At 37.2% G+C, this 15,643-nt stretch carries 18 protein-coding genes, 1 tRNA gene and 1 pseudogene; 3 read left to right on the forward strand and 17 right to left on the reverse strand.

Annotated elements, in window-relative coordinates:
• Positions 1-5 precede the first annotated feature (5 nt).
• Positions 6-1,775, reverse strand: coding sequence for a multidrug efflux ABC transporter subunit EfrB (gene efrB / locus IGI80_RS01025; RefSeq protein ID WP_002365186.1), 1,770 nt, complete (start codon positions 1,773-1,775; stop codon positions 6-8).
• The gene (gene efrA / locus IGI80_RS01030; protein ID WP_202576166.1) at positions 1,772-3,499 is read right to left on the reverse strand and encodes a multidrug efflux ABC transporter subunit EfrA; all 1,728 of its coding nucleotides are present in this window, start codon (positions 3,497-3,499) and stop codon (positions 1,772-1,774) included. The genes efrB and efrA overlap by 4 nt, the downstream gene beginning before the upstream one ends.
• Positions 3,500-3,727: 228 nt before the next feature.
• Here efrA and IGI80_RS01035 point away from each other — a divergent pair, with 228 nt between their 5' ends.
• The 3 genes from IGI80_RS01035 (at position 3,728) to rnjA (ending at position 6,318) form a co-directional block, all read left to right on the forward strand.
• Positions 3,728-4,141, forward strand: coding sequence for a YbaN family protein (locus IGI80_RS01035; RefSeq protein WP_438722386.1), 414 nt, complete (start codon positions 3,728-3,730; stop codon positions 4,139-4,141).
• Between the two features lie 277 nt (positions 4,142-4,418).
• Positions 4,419-4,631 carry a DNA-directed RNA polymerase subunit epsilon gene (locus tag IGI80_RS01040; protein WP_002355123.1) on the forward strand — a complete coding sequence of 71 codons (213 nt, stop codon included), beginning with the start codon at positions 4,419-4,421 and terminating at the stop codon, positions 4,629-4,631.
• A gap of 1 nt (position 4,632) precedes the next feature.
• A complete protein-coding gene (gene rnjA / locus IGI80_RS01045; protein WP_002355122.1) occupies positions 4,633-6,318 on the forward strand; it encodes a ribonuclease J1 in 1,686 nt (561 codons plus the stop codon).
• A gap of 105 nt (positions 6,319-6,423) precedes the next feature.
• Here the strand turns inward: rnjA and IGI80_RS01050 are convergent, their stop codons facing one another.
• The 15 genes and pseudogenes from IGI80_RS01050 to IGI80_RS01120 form a co-directional block, all read right to left on the reverse strand.
• A complete protein-coding gene (locus IGI80_RS01050) occupies positions 6,424-6,624 on the reverse strand; it encodes a cold-shock protein (protein WP_002355121.1) in 201 nt (66 codons plus the stop codon).
• Between the two features lie 153 nt (positions 6,625-6,777).
• Positions 6,778-6,939, reverse strand: a pseudogene (locus tag IGI80_RS01055) (JAB domain-containing protein); the annotation flags it as partial.
• Positions 6,940-7,206: 267 nt separating this feature from the next.
• Positions 7,207-7,280: transfer RNA gene (locus IGI80_RS01060), tRNA-Ile, on the reverse strand.
• Between the two features lie 558 nt (positions 7,281-7,838).
• Positions 7,839-8,681, reverse strand: coding sequence for a lytic exoenzyme target recognition domain-containing protein (locus IGI80_RS01065; RefSeq protein ID WP_438722387.1), 843 nt, complete (start codon positions 8,679-8,681; stop codon positions 7,839-7,841).
• Complete coding sequence (locus tag IGI80_RS01070) at positions 8,668-8,850, reverse strand: hypothetical protein (protein ID WP_438722389.1); 183 nt, start codon at positions 8,848-8,850, stop codon at positions 8,668-8,670. Before IGI80_RS01070 ends, IGI80_RS01065 begins: the two co-directional genes overlap by 14 nt.
• Positions 8,847-9,245, reverse strand: coding sequence for a phage holin family protein (locus tag IGI80_RS01075; RefSeq protein ID WP_438722390.1), 399 nt, complete (start codon positions 9,243-9,245; stop codon positions 8,847-8,849). Before IGI80_RS01075 ends, IGI80_RS01070 begins: the two co-directional genes overlap by 4 nt.
• A gap of 60 nt (positions 9,246-9,305) precedes the next feature.
• The gene (locus IGI80_RS01080; protein ID WP_438722392.1) at positions 9,306-9,431 is read right to left on the reverse strand and encodes a CD1375 family protein; all 126 of its coding nucleotides are present in this window, start codon (positions 9,429-9,431) and stop codon (positions 9,306-9,308) included.
• 37 nt (positions 9,432-9,468) lie between these two features.
• A complete protein-coding gene (locus tag IGI80_RS01085) occupies positions 9,469-9,582 on the reverse strand; it encodes a CD1375 family protein (RefSeq protein ID WP_438722393.1) in 114 nt (37 codons plus the stop codon).
• Positions 9,579-9,893 (reverse strand): hypothetical protein, encoded by a 315-nt coding sequence (locus IGI80_RS01090; protein ID WP_438722395.1) that lies wholly within the window; start codon positions 9,891-9,893, stop codon positions 9,579-9,581. Before IGI80_RS01090 ends, IGI80_RS01085 begins: the two co-directional genes overlap by 4 nt.
• Before the next feature lie 11 nt (positions 9,894-9,904).
• The gene (locus IGI80_RS01095; protein WP_438722396.1) at positions 9,905-10,612 is read right to left on the reverse strand and encodes a pyocin knob domain-containing protein; all 708 of its coding nucleotides are present in this window, start codon (positions 10,610-10,612) and stop codon (positions 9,905-9,907) included.
• A complete protein-coding gene (locus IGI80_RS01100; RefSeq protein ID WP_438722398.1) occupies positions 10,612-10,881 on the reverse strand; it encodes a hypothetical protein in 270 nt (89 codons plus the stop codon). The genes IGI80_RS01095 and IGI80_RS01100 overlap by 1 nt, the downstream gene beginning before the upstream one ends.
• A gap of 1 nt (position 10,882) precedes the next feature.
• Positions 10,883-11,209 (reverse strand): hypothetical protein, encoded by a 327-nt coding sequence (locus IGI80_RS01105; protein ID WP_438722399.1) that lies wholly within the window; start codon positions 11,207-11,209, stop codon positions 10,883-10,885.
• Positions 11,202-12,080, reverse strand: a complete 879-nt coding sequence (locus IGI80_RS01110) for a phage baseplate upper protein (protein WP_438722401.1) — start codon at positions 12,078-12,080, stop codon at positions 11,202-11,204. Before IGI80_RS01110 ends, IGI80_RS01105 begins: the two co-directional genes overlap by 8 nt.
• A 17-nt stretch (positions 12,081-12,097) precedes the next feature.
• The gene (locus IGI80_RS01115; RefSeq protein WP_438723392.1) at positions 12,098-14,926 is read right to left on the reverse strand and encodes a phage tail tip lysozyme; all 2,829 of its coding nucleotides are present in this window, start codon (positions 14,924-14,926) and stop codon (positions 12,098-12,100) included.
• Entirely contained in the window at positions 14,917-15,639 is a 723-nt protein-coding gene (locus tag IGI80_RS01120) for a phage tail protein (RefSeq protein WP_438722403.1), read from the reverse strand. Before IGI80_RS01120 ends, IGI80_RS01115 begins: the two co-directional genes overlap by 10 nt.
• Between the last annotated feature and the right edge of the window lie 4 nt (positions 15,640-15,643).

Here is a 15,643-nt window from a genome sequence, read left to right on the forward strand (position 1 = left end):
TCTTTTTATTCCTCATAGTCGCCTTCTTCAGCAAATTGACTATTGTATAGTTTTTCATAGAAGCCACCTTGTTCCAGCAACTCATGATGCGTACCTTTTTCAATGATTTCTCCTTGTTTCATAACAAGAATTAAATCAGCTTCACGAATAGTTGATAGGCGGTGGGCAATAACGAAACTCGTTCGTCCTTCCATAACACGATCCATTGCTTTTTGAATTAAGGCTTCCAAGCGTGTATCGACTGAACTAGTCGCCTCATCTAAAATCAAAATTTTCGGATCAGAAATTACCGCTCGGGCAATGGTCAACAATTGTTTTTGACCAAGGGAAACGTTATCTCCCTCAGAATTGATTTCCATTTCATACCCATCTGGCATTGTCCGAATGAAGTGATCCACATTGGCCGTTTTCGCTGCATCCACAACTTCATAATCCGTGGCATCCAACTTCCCAAAACGAATGTTATCTGCAATGGTACCTTTATACAACCAAGCATCTTGCAATACCATTCCAAATACAGATCGGACATCACTACGGTTCATTTTTTTCGTGTCAATGCCATCAATTTTAATGGCACCTTCTGTTACATCATAAAAACGCATTAGCAAATTGATTAAGGTTGTTTTCCCAGCGCCAGTTGGTCCCACAATCGCAACCATTTGGCCCGCATCAACTTTAAAGTTCAAATTACGAATTAACGGTTTTTCTGGGTCATAACTAAAGCTGACATTTTCAAATTCAACAGAGCCTAAAATAGGTTCTGGTAAAGGAACATCTTGTTCGTTAAGTTCTTCTTCTGGTTCATCTAGGATTTCAAAAATCCGCATGGTCGAAGCTGAAGCGCTTTGTAAAGCTGCAGACAACTGCGTAATATTCCCCATTGGTTGGCTAATTTGCCAAATATATTGAATAAACGCTTGTAACTGCCCCACTACGATCACACCAGCAACCACATAGTAACTACCAAGGACAGCTACCCCGATATAGGTCCCATAAGCGGTCATTTGAACCAATGGCAACATTAATCCTGAGATAAAGGATGCTTTGAAACCAAAACCATTTAAACGATGATTGACTTGTTTAAAGCCTTCAAGAGTTTCTTTTTCCCGACCATATAGTTTTAAAACACTGAACCCAGTCATATTTTCTTGGACATAACCATTTAAGTCTCCTAAAGAATTTTGCATTCCTTGGAAATATTTCTGGGAGATTTTAACAATTGTTCTGGAAATAATCAGAGACAACGGAATCATAATCACTGAAAAAATCGCCATCAGCGGATTGATTAAGAACATCATCACTACCGCCATCACAATCCCTAAGACTGCTGAAACAATATTGATAAAACTTTGTTGCATCGCATTGCTGACAGCATCCACATCGTTCGTCACCCGTGACAAAATATTTCCTTGTTGGTTCTTATCAAAATAAGAAACTGGCAAACGATTGATTTTTTCTTCAATATCGCGGCGTAAATCGCGCATGGATTGTTGAACGACATTCGTCATTAAAAAGCCTGACAAAAATTGTGCCACACAATAACCTGTTCCCACAACTAAAATCCAAATTAAACATTGGATTACATAATCAAAATTAATGGATTCGCCAGCCGCAATATTACGGCTAATTTCTGTCGTTGGTAATCCAGTCAAATAAGGCAACGCTGCATTAAAGGCAACGGTTAATATTGTAAATAAAATAACTAAATAAAACGTCACTCGGTACGGTTTAATATAGCGACCGATTCGTTTCATAGAAGAAAAGGCGTGTTTCATGCTAATTCCTCCTCTGACAATTGAGAAGCCGCAATATCATAGTAAATTGGACAAGTCTCAAGTAATTCACGATGTGTGCCAATTCCGACCACGTCGCCTTCGTTTAAAACAACAATGCGGTCCGCATGCATAATTGTTCCAACACGTTGTGCCACAATTAAAACAGTAGATTCTGTTGTCTCTTTTTTCAGACGCGCTCGTAAATTTGCATCTGTTTGATAATCTAACGCAGAAAAACTATCATCAAATATATAAATTTCCGGATTGCGAATAATCGCCCGTGCGATAGCTAAACGTTGTTTTTGACCACCAGAAAAGTTCGTGCCACCTTCTGAAAGAGGTTCATCATAGCCTTGCGGTTTTTGTGAAACAAATTCTGTAGCTTGAGCAATGTCAATTGCTCGTTCCATTTCTTCTAACGTCGCATCTTCCTTACCGTAGCGAAGATTATCAGCAATTGTACCAGTAAAAAGTAACGCTTTTTGTGGAATATAGCCAATCTTATTGCGTAATGCACTAAGTTGGTAATCTTTTACGTTCACTCCATCGATTAAAATTTCACCTTCTGATACATCATAAAACCGTGGAATCAATTGAATTAATGTTGATTTCCCACTACCTGTGCTCCCAATAAAGGCCACTGTTTCACCAGGTGACGCCTTAAAACTTACATTGCGGATAACTGGGCTTTCCGCATGTCCAGGATAGGCAAAGGTTACATTTTTAAACTCTAGATAGCCTTTAGTAGCTGTTTCTGTTACGCCTTCTTCTTCACGAATAGCTGGTTCCATGTCTAAGGCTTCTTGAATCCGTGAAGCCGAAACCGCAGCCCGAGGATACATCATAAAGACACTGGCAAATAACATAAACGAGAACAGCGCATGGAAAATATATTCAATAAAAGCAATTAAATTCCCAACTTCTAAATCCCCATGGCTGATTTGAACAGTCCCGCTCCAAATGATTAAGACCATCACAATATTAAATAAGAAAAAGAACCCTGGTTGGGCTGCTGCCATTAAACGAAACAAACTTTTTGAACTTTTAGTGTAAGTTTCATTGACTTTATTAAAACGAGATTCTTCAAATTTTTCATTAACAAATGCGCGTATTACCCGCAATCCAGAAAGATTTTCTCTTAAAATCCCGTTGATTCCATCTAAGTTCTTTTGTTGCTTTTTAGATAACGGTTCTGACAAACGAGCAATCCCGACAACTGCTAGCAGCAGAAAAGGCAAGGCACCTAAAACGTACATTCCTAACGACGGACTCGTTCGCATCACCATGTAAAGACTGGCAATAAACATCACTGGCGTCATAAAGCCAAGACGTAAAATATTTCCCAAGAAGAGCATAATTTGGTATGCATCATTGGTCGTTCGCGTAATTAAGGAAGAAACCCCAATACTTTCATATTCACTGTGTGAGAAAGTTTGAATCTTTTCAAATAAATCATCACGAATATCACGAACAATGTTTGTTGTAATTCTGGCACCAAAGTACCCCAGCAAAATATTCATTGCGACACCAATAATCGTAATTACAACCATCCAAATCCCTTGCTGATAAATATAGTCCATATCTCTAGGAATAATTCCTTTGTCAATCATTCGTGCTAAAATGGTCGGCAAGCCTAATTCAATCAAAATAAAACCAAACACACAAATAAAATCAGCAAAAAGTAATTTCTTATAACGCATTGTGTAACGCCACATTAACTTCAATTAATCATCTCCTTCTTATCTTACTTTAAATTTTCTAGTACTCCCACTGTATCAAAAAGAAATCGGTAATACAAGCTGTCTGGCTAGAAAAAACAGCCTTTCTCTTTCTATCCTTTCTCTTTTAGATTTTCTAAAAAATAGATAATTTTAATGATTTACTTATACGATTAAAATTGCTACTTCCTTTTGATTGTGCCATAATTGGGAAAAACTGAAAGGACCCTTTGAATGAAAAAATTATTCTTCATTTTTCTCGGTTCCTGTACGTTTGCTTTAGGCACGTTAGGAATCTTTTTGCCGCTTTTACCCACCACTGGTTTTTATTTATTAACGGCCTTTTTTTGGATGCGTAGTTCAGATAAACTTTATAACAAATTTTTAGCTTCTTCTTATTATCAAAAATATATCCAAGAAGCCTTCTTTGAGAAAAAAATTACTCGTAAAGGTAAATGGAAACTATTTATTTCCATGTTTCTTTTATTTGCCATTCCGTGTTTAATTGTCCGAAATACGTTGATGACTACGACTTTAGCGATTGTTTATTTAGCCCACGTGATCGGCTTAAGTTGGTATTGGCGTCCTAAAAAAAGGCACTCGAACTTGATCAAGAATAAGTTGAAACAAGAAGTTTGTTTTTTTTAAAAGTCCAGTGAGTGTTTCTATACTTCCTTATCATTCTATGATAAAATAAGCTTAATTGTTGTTATTCACAACACACGGGACGGTTGAAAAAAGAACACATAAAATCAAATACCCAGAATGAAGCAAAGTCGAGGCTTCATTTCATCATTAACAGATGTTTTTGATGAGCATTCTTTTTTAGGTGATCAGCACCTCGTTTTGTTGTGTTTAATTTTCTGTCTTAAAATGAAAAAAACTATAAATTGCTACTATTAGTAGCTGAAGGAGAAATGAATCGATGATTTACAAAGTATACTATCAAGAAACAAAAATCAGAAACCCAAAAAGAGAAGACACAAAATCTCTTTACATGGAAGCCGATAGCGATGTAATCGTGCGCCAATTAGTTGAAGAAAATACCCCATACAATATTGAATACGTTCAATTATTAGACGAAAAACATCTTGCTTACGAGCAAGAACATGCGGACTTCACTCTAACGGAGTTTTAACATGAAAGTAAACATAAAAAATAACGAAACTGGCGTTTTTGCAATCGGTGGTTTAGGCGAAATTGGAAAAAACACATATGGGGTACAATTCCAAGATGAAATTATCATTATTGATGCTGGGATCAAATTCCCAGAAGATGATTTACTTGGGATTGACTACGTGATTCCAGATTATAGCTACATCGTTCAAAATTTGCATAAAGTCAAAGCACTCGTTATTACCCACGGTCATGAAGACCATATTGGTGGCGTTCCTTATCTTTTACGTCAAGCGAATATCCCAATCTATGCGGGACCACTAGCCTTGGCTTTAATTACCAACAAACTAGATGAACATGGTTTATTGCGAGAAGCGGAATTACACGAAATTAATGAAGATACGGTGATTCGTTTTAGAAAAACAGCGATTAGCTTTTTCCGGACGACTCACAGTATTCCTGATGCCTTGGGCGTTGTGGTTAAAACGCCTTCTGGTAACATTGTCGCAACAGGTGACTTTAAGTTTGACTTTACACCCGTTGGTGAGCCAGCCAACTTACACAGAATGGCGAAATTAGGTGAAGAAGGCGTCCTTTGTCTTCTTTCAGACAGTACCAATGCTGAAATACCCACCTTTACAAAATCCGAAAAAACAATTGGGACCTCTATTTTAAAAATCTTTGAAAAAATTGATGGTCGGATTATCTTTGCCAGTTTTGCTTCAAACATTTTCCGTTTACAACAAGCTGCTGATGCAGCCGTGAAAACCGGTCGCAAAATTGCTGTTTTTGGTCGTAGCATGGAAAATGCCATTGTCAATGGCGAACGCTTAGGCTACATCAAAGTGCCAAAAGGAACGTTTGTCGATGCGGCGGAACTGAATCAATTGCCAGCAAATGAAACAATGATTTTATGTACTGGCTCTCAAGGAGAACCTATGGCCGCGCTTAGTCGGATTGCTAACGGTACACATCGCCAAATTAGTATTCAACCAGGCGATACGGTTGTTTTCTCAAGTTCACCAATTCCTGGGAATACGACAAGCGTTAACCGTTTAATCAACTTATTATCTGAAGCCGGTGCAGAAGTTATCCACGGAAAAATCAATAATATCCATACTTCTGGTCACGGTGGACAAGAAGAGCAAAAATTAATGCTTCGTTTGATGAAGCCTAAATATTTCATGCCTGTTCATGGTGAATTTAGAATGTTAAAAATCCATGCTTCGCTCGCTCAAGATACAGGGGTTCCTGAAGAAAATTGCTTTATCATGGGCAACGGCGATGTCTTAGCTTTAACGGCTGATAGCGCACGTCCTGCTGGTCACTTCAACGCTAATGACGTGTACGTTGATGGAAATGGTGTCGGTGATATCGGGAATGTTGTTTTACGGGATCGTCGTATCTTATCTGAAGAAGGTTTAGTTTTAGCGGTAGCAACAGTTGATATTAAAAATAAAGAAATTATGGCTGGTCCAGACATTCTTTCCCGTGGTTTTGTCTACATGCGTGAGTCTGGTGATATGATTCATGAAGGCCAACGTCTTTTATTCAATGCTCTACGTGAAGCAATGAAAGATAAAAACTGTACCGAAGCAAAATTAGGCGAAGCCATGACGACCGCTTTACAGCCTTTCTTGTTTGAACAAACAGAACGTCATCCAATGATTCTACCAATGATTATGACTGCCACAGTTAGTGATCAATAAAGCTCTCATTTAATAGAGAAGAAAAATGCTTGTCCATTTTTCTTCTCTATTTTTTCTAACAAAAAAACACCTAACGCATGTTAGGTGTTTTTGGATTATTTTTTATTAGTTTTTTTCTACGTTAACTGCTTGAGGGCCACGGTCTGAATCTTCAACATCAAAAGTCACTGCTTGACCTTCTTCTAAAGTTTTGAAACCATCACCTTGGATAGCTGAGAAGTGTACGAATACGTCGCTTCCGTCTTCGCGTGAGATAAAACCAAAACCTTTTTCTGCGTTAAACCATTTTACTGTTCCTTGTTCCATTCTTTTGTTCCTCCTCGTGCATTTGCACATAAATAGTCGTAACTTTGCTCGCTTCCAATAGAATATTTAAAAAAATTTAAAAAGTCTACATAATTCCAAACAAGATTACCCTTTCATTTTACACGTGATAAAATATTTTTGCAAGAATTGTCCTCATTCTGAAGCAAAAAAATTCTCTTCTCTCAAACTAATGTATCCGCTATCACCAACAATAATATGATCCAACAATTGAATCCCCATCATTTCGCCACATTCTTCCATTCGTTTGGTAAATTGAATATCTTGTGGAGACGGTGTCGGATTGCCAGATGGATGATATATTTTAGTGCATACAAAAACAATCCCCGTTCTCAATGAGAACGGGGATTTCTAAATGGAAGTGTTACATGCATATGTCTGATTAGAATATATCACAATGCTAGTTATGTGTAAATAAAAAAAGCCCTCCGAAGAGGGGCAGCCTATTCCTTTAGAAAAAGGAGTGTCTAATGAAAAAGCTTTGTTATTTTTTTAGGGTACATTCATATTAACCCCTTTTACATATTTTGTAAATATTTTCTCAATCTGTTGGACAAATACTTATGGACCCTGATGGATTCGAACCAGCGACCGGACGGTTATGAGCCGTCTGCTCTAACCTGCTGAGCTAAGGGTCCAATCACAGAACACCACTCACTATCAACTAGAATAGTGAGTGGTATTCTGTATGCATCATTTTACGATACATAATATATCATAAAATTAACTAAATTCACAATAAAAATAGCTTTGCATGAACAAAGCTATTTTCTCGGGGTGAACACAAAACTATTGGTAGTTATTGAGGTAATTTTATTTTAAACCTATTGAATAAAATATGTAAAGTTTTCCTCAATAATTTAGACAAAAAAAAGCCCTCCGAAGAGGGCATACGTCCTTTTGCAACAAAGGAGGTTATAAATGAAAAAGTTTTATTGTGACATACTCATAATAATTCTTTTCCAATAAATTGTAAAGCGTTTTCATGCTGATTTTACTGTATAAAAAATTTTAGAGCTCCTATTATTACACTTATAACGGCTATAGACGTGCCTATAAACCATTTTATATTTGCGCTTTTTTGTTTTCTTAGTTCTTCTTTAAAAGTAAATATACTGGTCTCAATTTTATGATCAATGTTTGATAGCTTTGTCTTTAAATTTGATTCAGTAGAATCAAGTTTTCTTTCAATATTTTTACCCATAAATCAACTTTTCAATACTTGGCGTATACAACCAAATAAACTCATCGGGAAATTGAACATGAGATAATGTTTTACCTGCTGTGTTTACTTGTTCGGTAATAATCCCTACAGAAGTTGGCTGAAAAGCGAAATAATCCCCCACGTTTAACGTTTGGTCGGGCGTATTTTCTCCGGTTCCTGGATCAATTTTATCGATGTAAGCGACATTAATTCCGTTATCCGTCCAGTCAAAGTCTGGTTGCCCTAATACATCATTTCTTACTTGCCAAATACCATTCAAAAACTGTAAATCGTCTACTCGGTAACCATAGCGACGTTTAGGTTTTGGTGCTGGTTTTTCTTGGACTAATGCTTGTACTTGCGGTCCTGGTTGGCTATTATTAACTCGCCATACTTCAATATAATTAGGTTGCGTTACTGCGTAATACTCATTCCAGTTATGTTGTGTGATCGCTGTTCCTGGTTGACCACTCGTCCAATAATCACAACTAATAAAGTCAGTGGCGTTCACCATGACACCGACATGGCCGCCAGCTCCTCCACTTGTACTCATATCTTTGCCCCAGCTCATTAGAACTACATCACCCTTTTGGGCGTCCCAATCTTGGTTAACAGAAATACGTTGATAGCCATTTTTACCTAAATAATTTCCTAGTGTTACAGTTGAATATAGGTAGTCATAGTTTACTCCTCCAGAATCTTTAATAGACTGCGTCATTGATCCAGAACAATCCGCTGTGCCATCTGCTCCATTACGGGAACCAGTCATAGAGTAAGTCAATTTACCTATTCTAGCTAGAAACCATTCAACGGTTAATTGATTATTTAAGCCCATTGTATGCACCTTCAATCTCTTTTTCGATTTCTTCGTTTGAAACTTCTACTCCTTTGGCTAAGGCCCACTCATTCATTTTTGCGACCGCTGTTCTTTTTTTTGTTTGATTAGAAACATTTTCTTTTTCTAATGCTAAAACGATTTCTTGGGCTTTTTCTGTTAGTGTCATTTGTCATCGTCCTCTCTATCTGATGGTTTAAAACTGTCAATAAACCGCTGAAACAAATCCGTTTTGCCACCCATCTTTTGGTAGTTTTCCATAACTGATTTTATTTCCATTAATAGGTAACCAAGGTAAAGCGTATATAATAAAGCTACTCCTGCACCACCTGGTACAATAACCGACAACGGAATAAAAAAGATCAGTAAAAAAATACTCGTCAGTTTTCGTAAAATGCCGTTAATGCCTATTTTTGATCTAAACTCAATAGACGGGTTAATTTTTGCTGCAAAGGTTCCTGTGAAAAAATCAATAACCATTGCCCCGCATATTAGAGCTAAAATGAATAAAATTTTTGTGTCCTCTGTTTCTAAAAAATGTCTAAAGTAATCAAACATTGTCATATTTGCCACCTCTCTCAACTAAATAAGCGACCGGTAGGTTGTCCCACCAGTCGCTATTTTTTATTTCGTTAATTCTGGTAATTCTAAGTCGTTTAAAATATCGATCACTTGTTGACGAAGTACTTTAGGTACATTTTCGATTTTACGTTTTCCTTTAATAATTAACGTTGCGTAAATCATAGCCATTTCAGCCACCTCCTTCCGCAATAAATAAAAAACAATCTTAGTCTGCAGCTTTTGCATCCAAGATTGCTTGTACTTGTGTTTGTAGTTTTTTCGGGACATCATCAAGTGTTTTCTCTCCTTTTTCAATTAAAGCAACATATATTTTTATCATTCTGCGCTACCTCCCCCCATCATTTCATAAAGTTCAGCAATCGCTAACTGTGCGTCCGTTGTTTCTTGTTTAGTCTCAATAATCTCGGCTTTCAATGCCTTGTTTTCCGCTTCTAACAATTCTAATTTCGTTGGTGGTGCTGGTTCAGGTGCTGGCACATTATCCGGATCATGAATGAGTGTTTGACCGTCAAAACGCCAATTAGGAAAGTCTAGCGGCTCTTGTTCTACTTCTAATTCTACTTGGTCTGGCTGCTCCATTAATGAATAGCCAGCTAAATAGCCTACTTTGTTTTCAATCCATATTTTCATTTGCTTACCTCCTAAACTTCCCATATTTTAACTAAAACATATTTTTTAATTCCAACACCTGTCGCAACTGTAGCCGGCGCATTTACATCATTACCAGTAATGGTAGTGTCATTAATATAAAGATATTTTCCATAAATTTCTTTACTTCCGTATCCTCCAACGTAACAGTTGGTTCCCCGTGCACCACCATTAGTAAGGTGTTGCTTAGGAATGTACGTAAAACTATATTGTGTATTTTGTACTGTGCTTGTTGTGCTATATTCTTGCCACTGTAAAATAATCCCGTTGCGGCATTTTGATAACGCCTTAGATAAAGTGATGATTATCGGACCGCCGCCATACCAGCCACCCATCCATAATGGCTTTTGTTGCGGCTCAAGCGCGACTGTTTGCCAAGCTAGCCAGTTTACACCATCAAATCGTCGGGTATTTAACTGTTCATTGCCTATGAAGAACTGGGTCAACGAGTTCATGTTTCCTGCTTGTTGTACCAGTAAATTGCCAGCAACAGCTCCCGCTGGTCGATTAAGCCCTGTTGCGGCGTTAACGGCATACATTCCTGGCGCTTTAATTGTGTTCCAATCTTGAGCGACAATTCGCTCTTTTTTTGCCACTAATGTTTCATTTTTTAGGTAATCATCTAATCCCTCAATAGCGGCAGTATGTGTTTTAAGATACTTCGCTACGCCTTTTTCTTTTAACTGAACGATATCAATCATTATACTTCACCCACTTTCTCAAAGGTAATAGCTGGTAATGCATCTAACTTAACTTTATCTGCGGCAGCCATCAACCCTTTACTCGTCGATGTGGCAACTAGAGTGGTAGTCGCATTTTGTCCGGGATCACCCTTCGGTCCTTGTGGACCTGGTACTCCCTGATCTCCAGGATCCCCTTTCAATATCGCTGGTTTTCCTTCTACTGCTTCCCAATGGGTTTGTGGATACACTTGATCCACACCTTGCTTAACTTTAACAATATCTGTCATTTTATATTTCCCCTACTTTCTCAACAGTTATATGCGTGGGCGTGTCACTTTCAGCACCCCTATCATTTAATTTTCCCGCCTCATAATCCGCTATAATTTGCTTTAGTATTTCGTATTCTTCTTTAGAAATCAAAACACCATCTGTGGGTAGCCCTAAATCTTCTTTAGTAATGATTACTGGTCCCGTCTTGTTATTAACAGATACTACGTTTGATTGACCCGCAATAATTTTTTCTAATCCTCGAACAGCAGATACGTCTGTAATCGGATAACACTGACGTTTCACGCCATTTTCATCGGTTTCCATCATTCGTTTTACTTTAACCACTTATTTCACCCACTTTTTCAAACATATAAGTGTTTTGTTTGAGATCATCAATCGTTGCAATAACCAATGCGCCATCAGTAATAGCAGCGTCAACCGTTCCAACTATTTCTGCTTCATGATTCAACGAAAAAGCATCATCTTGTAAAAGAACAACATCGCTTATTTCGCCATATTCTAACGTATATAAGCGTTTCTCTAATTTCTGATACAAATATTCCATATCCGCCAACAAACGCTCAAAAAGTGAATTGTGGCGCACTCCTTGAATATCTACCCGTGCATCCATCAGCTCGGCTAACATCGTACCGCCGGGATCGATAGTTTTCAGAATCTCTTTAACTGTTTCAAACCATGAAGTGAAATCGTTTTTTTGCGCATCTCGCCATGCTTCGAATTCTTTTTTTCTAGCATTCATCCAATCGGTAAAATCACCCTTGTTTTCTTTGATAAAAGCGGTCATATCTGCTATTAAGTCTTCAATTGATTGCCAATAGGGGCCCATTTCACCTTCTGTTTTCGAAGCGGTATTTATAACAAAGTATGAAAAGTTCTGCGTTGAGCCAATTAAATCGCCGCCTTTATAAATACTGAAATACGCTTCTTGTCTGTGTAACGACTGCATAGAATACTCGTCGAAAATATACTGAATAATCCCTTTTTGGGCATCCACAATTTTGGCTGGACGTTGAATTGGATATTTATTCCCTATTAAGGATTCAAAAAAAACCTTGCAATTAGTTAAATCTAACGGCAAAGCATTTTCAATTAGTATCGCTTCTAAAACTTCGGTATTCTTGTTTCCTTGCCGAACATTAATAATGCCAACATAATTGTGCTCGGTAGTGCTTAGTGTTGCTTGCCATTTAACCATAAAAAAGCCTCCTTTCTTTATTTTGGTGGTATTACTATTGATTGAATTGAACCATCAAAATACAGACGATCGTATTTGGTGACAATTTTCCCTTGCTCAGCGTTCTGCTCTATACATTGAATACGTCCATTATCTAAGCCATAAATCACCACGGTATGTCCATAGTTTGGATCAGCTAACCAATTTCCCCAACGGCCATTACGTTTTATATTCGCAATGGCACCTACAACTAGCTCTTGATACGTTGGATTTTGAATTACTTTCCAGCCTATCGCGTTCCAATCATAAGCTTCACCAATATCTGCGGCCGATGAGGTATCGCCAATGACATGTGAAAATCCGTAGATGGTTCCTGCACCTAAACCGCAACCACCTAAAAAGCCTGAATATTCAGCGGGAACAGCGTAACACTCCTGGTTCCCTAATGGTTGCCCTATCAATTGTTCCAAGTGGGCAATCCCAGCTTTCCCTGTAGCGGTTGAAGCGGTTAAATCTTTGAATTTTTCGTACCATGTTTGGGCGTACGTTTGTCTTTCTGGGTGTGCAGTAGCTGGACGCTCAAAATTTAATTCAAAAGCATAAGCGGCTGTTTTAGGTGAACTAACTACTTTATATTCATTCACGGTTAATGGACTAACTTGGCCTAACCATTGTCCATTAAACATACACCAGTTAATTAATTGTGCTTGCGCTAATGAAGTTCGGTAGTCTTGTTTGATACCTGCCGCGGCAATTAAACGTTGTACGTATTCTCTACCGTTCCAAGTTGGTGTACCTACCAATGGATACGCTGATCCGTCCCATTGAACCCATCCGTAAGCTGGACCGCCTATTTGTTCGGTGTCGGGATTCATACTTGAGCCAACTTCTCCCTGTACATTGCCGAGAATACCTGCCGCTGCTGCTTTACTGTAGCCGTTGGCTAATAGATAACTCCATAAATCCCAAGCAAATTTATCCACATCACTTATAACTTCTGACGGATAACCACCTGTGCCAGCTCCAGAACCGCCACCACCATTTTGGCCAGCTATCACTTCTTGGCCGCCGACATATAACTTATCAAATTTAGCTATTGTACCTGTCAAAATCCCACTGATATCTACTTCATTAGAAACTCTAAAATTACCTTCATGAGACCAACTAGCATAACTATTCACTTTCCTATTATCTGGATGAACATCTGGTGGTATTTGAATAATTGGGACTGATTGTACATCATTATTTTTGCTAATCGTATTGATTGAAAAAATGTAACCAGGTTTTTGTCTAACAGCGAATCCATTTGCTTTTTTCCCGCTTCCATCATACGTGGCACTAATATCACCAAACAATTCGCCATGAACATCATTTAGTCCAGTACTTACTCTCTTTCTCTCGAAAGAAACCTTACCACCTTCTATAACAACTTGGAAATCTTTATCATCTAATGTTTTTAAAGCCACACCCTGCACTAAGATTCCTGTTAAAATACCTGCAGTAATAAAATTCGCAACTATTTTACCATCTTGTGTAATTGCGGTTTCAAAAGGTCCTTCAATCCCATTGGAAGAATGTCCAAATCCTGCTAAATTAAAGCGCCAAATATTTTTAGCCGAATCAGCATCTTCAGAATCCATAATACGCAATTCTCGCGGCCTATTTTTTGGCCAAAACATGATATGTCCGCTATCATTGCCTGTTATTAATTCCGTTGCGTTGATAATGCTTTCTTTTAAAAAATTTGTATCATGATCAACTTTCTTTGCTAATAAATTTAATTTGCTTTCTGCTTTTTTCGAATAATATTCTACACTACTACCTGTTCCTATTTTTTTATATTCTTTTAATCTAGGAAACCAAGTATATTCAATTACTCGCTCCACAACTTCCTTATTAGAGTTTTGTAACCTACCATAGATAACATCGCCTAATTGCAGTTCTACGTAAGATAAATAATCTTCATATTCCAATGTATTAGCTAAGTCAATTAATGATATTTCATGTGCTGTTTTTTGAATATGAACTTTTTGCTTACCAAATAATTCTTCATCGGCCCATTGTTTTAATTCTGCTTGTGTCTTACAATTTTCATTTGTAAAAGTTTTAATCACACGATTTTCAGATGTTATTATAATACCTGGGGCTTCAAGATATTTTAAAGTTACTGGCTCGCGTTTTTCATCATAATCTCCTTCTGGAATAGCTCCAATTAAATAAAGGGTATTTGGCGGTTCTTCTTCTAATACAGTTTCTTTAATCGCTTCTAAATTAATTCCAAAATCAATTCTGAATCCATTATTTCGTCCAATTCGCTCTTTTAAATAGAATGTATCATCATACATATCTAGTTCTCCACCTGCTACACTAACTAAATTTTGAGCATTATTATTACTACCTATAATGGCATCAATCGGGTGGTTTCTTTTAATAGTAAATTGATGCCTCTGAGCCATATTAGATTTAAACTTATATTCTTGCTCAAATTCTAATGTCTCTTCTATTTTATTCATAATACTAGTTACTGATCCGTCTGCTACAAACAAAGAATCAATAAAATTTCTGTTTACATCTAATGCTTTGAATCTTGCGGTAAATGTAATCACATAACTATCATCTTCCGTTGTAGAAATACGAAATAACTGCCATGAACCATCTGGAACTTTTGCTCGTATTACTGCATTTTTTAAAATTAAGTCTGATAGCTGTCCACTCTTTATATAAGTTCCTGTCAATGCATATCGTCCATTAATTTGACGATTTATTTCTGGTTCTTCCCAAAAATCAGTAATCGGAAACCCATTGTGGCTAAAATCTGTTTCATTCAAATCATAAATATAAATGTCTTCTGGAAAATTCATAAGAATACACACCCTCGGTATATTTCTGCTTTTTTTACTTTACCGGATAACGAAATGGTATTGAACCCTTTAAGAAGTAAGGGCCGGTCTCCTTTATTTTTTATTCTTTTACCATCAGAAATAACTAAACCTGTTTCTGAGTTCACTTCTATTATTCCTTCCGGCGTATCTAATAATTTAAATAAACCCGCCTCCCATTTAATTGCTACGTCGCCACCCTCTGAAACTAGTTTAATTATGGGCTTTGCTGTTTCATCTCCGTTATTATGAATTTTGGTACTTCCACTAATATTTAAAGGTATAAAGCGTTCATTCAAATTTTTTTTAAATGGTTCACTTAGAAAAGTAATCTTGAATTTCCAAAAGAATCCTGCTTCATTCTCAAATTCAATCGGTTTACTGGCATTTGTTACAATTACATTCCGATACTTATTTGGATCAGTAGATATAATTAGTTTTCCAGAGCCTGTTAACCATTTTTTCACTGCCTCTAATCGATCATATTCTGCCAATTGAATATCAATCGTGTACTCATAAGAATCATAGTCCTCATAAGTTATATTCAATCTCCCGCTTCTGCCACGTACTTTTTTTGAAGCGTAAATTTTTACTGGTGCGATTTCTGGTAGATAATCTGTATAACAATCCATATCATTAATTGAATGTAAATTTTTGAAGACAAACCATGGCTGCCCTTCGTAATCTAGTCTATCAATCATCTAA

Source organism: Enterococcus sp. DIV1420a (assembly GCF_051712165.1).
Lineage (GTDB): Bacteria > Bacillota > Bacilli > Lactobacillales > Enterococcaceae > Enterococcus > Enterococcus faecalis.

Bases quoted from the DNA above. Each gene is read 5' to 3' on its own strand.
- IGI80_RS01090 (WP_438722395.1), bottom strand. From the start codon at position 9,893: ATGAAAATATGGATTGAAAACAAAGTAGGCTATTTAGCTGGCTATTCA.
- IGI80_RS01070 (WP_438722389.1), bottom strand. From the start codon at position 8,850: ATGACACTAACAGAAAAAGCCCAAGAAATCGTTTTAGCATTAGAAAAA.
- IGI80_RS01080 (WP_438722392.1), bottom strand. From the start codon at position 9,431: ATGGCTATGATTTACGCAACGTTAATTATTAAAGGAAAACGTAAAATC.
- efrB (WP_002365186.1), bottom strand. From the start codon at position 1,775: ATGAAACACGCCTTTTCTTCTATGAAACGAATCGGTCGCTATATTAAA.
- IGI80_RS01085 (WP_438722393.1), bottom strand. From the start codon at position 9,582: ATGATAAAAATATATGTTGCTTTAATTGAAAAAGGAGAGAAAACACTT.
- IGI80_RS01100 (WP_438722398.1), bottom strand. From the start codon at position 10,881: ATGACAGATATTGTTAAAGTTAAGCAAGGTGTGGATCAAGTGTATCCA.
- IGI80_RS01035 (WP_438722386.1), top strand. From the start codon at position 3,728: ATGAAAAAATTATTCTTCATTTTTCTCGGTTCCTGTACGTTTGCTTTA.
- IGI80_RS01095 (WP_438722396.1), bottom strand. From the start codon at position 10,612: ATGATTGATATCGTTCAGTTAAAAGAAAAAGGCGTAGCGAAGTATCTT.
- IGI80_RS01120 (WP_438722403.1), bottom strand. From the start codon at position 15,639: ATGATTGATAGACTAGATTACGAAGGGCAGCCATGGTTTGTCTTCAAA.
- IGI80_RS01050 (WP_002355121.1), bottom strand. From the start codon at position 6,624: ATGGAACAAGGAACAGTAAAATGGTTTAACGCAGAAAAAGGTTTTGGT.
- IGI80_RS01065 (WP_438722387.1), bottom strand. From the start codon at position 8,681: ATGGGCTTAAATAATCAATTAACCGTTGAATGGTTTCTAGCTAGAATA.
- IGI80_RS01040 (WP_002355123.1), top strand. From the start codon at position 4,419: ATGATTTACAAAGTATACTATCAAGAAACAAAAATCAGAAACCCAAAA.
- rnjA (WP_002355122.1), top strand. From the start codon at position 4,633: ATGAAAGTAAACATAAAAAATAACGAAACTGGCGTTTTTGCAATCGGT.
- IGI80_RS01075 (WP_438722390.1), bottom strand. From the start codon at position 9,245: ATGACAATGTTTGATTACTTTAGACATTTTTTAGAAACAGAGGACACA.
- IGI80_RS01110 (WP_438722401.1), bottom strand. From the start codon at position 12,080: ATGGTTAAATGGCAAGCAACACTAAGCACTACCGAGCACAATTATGTT.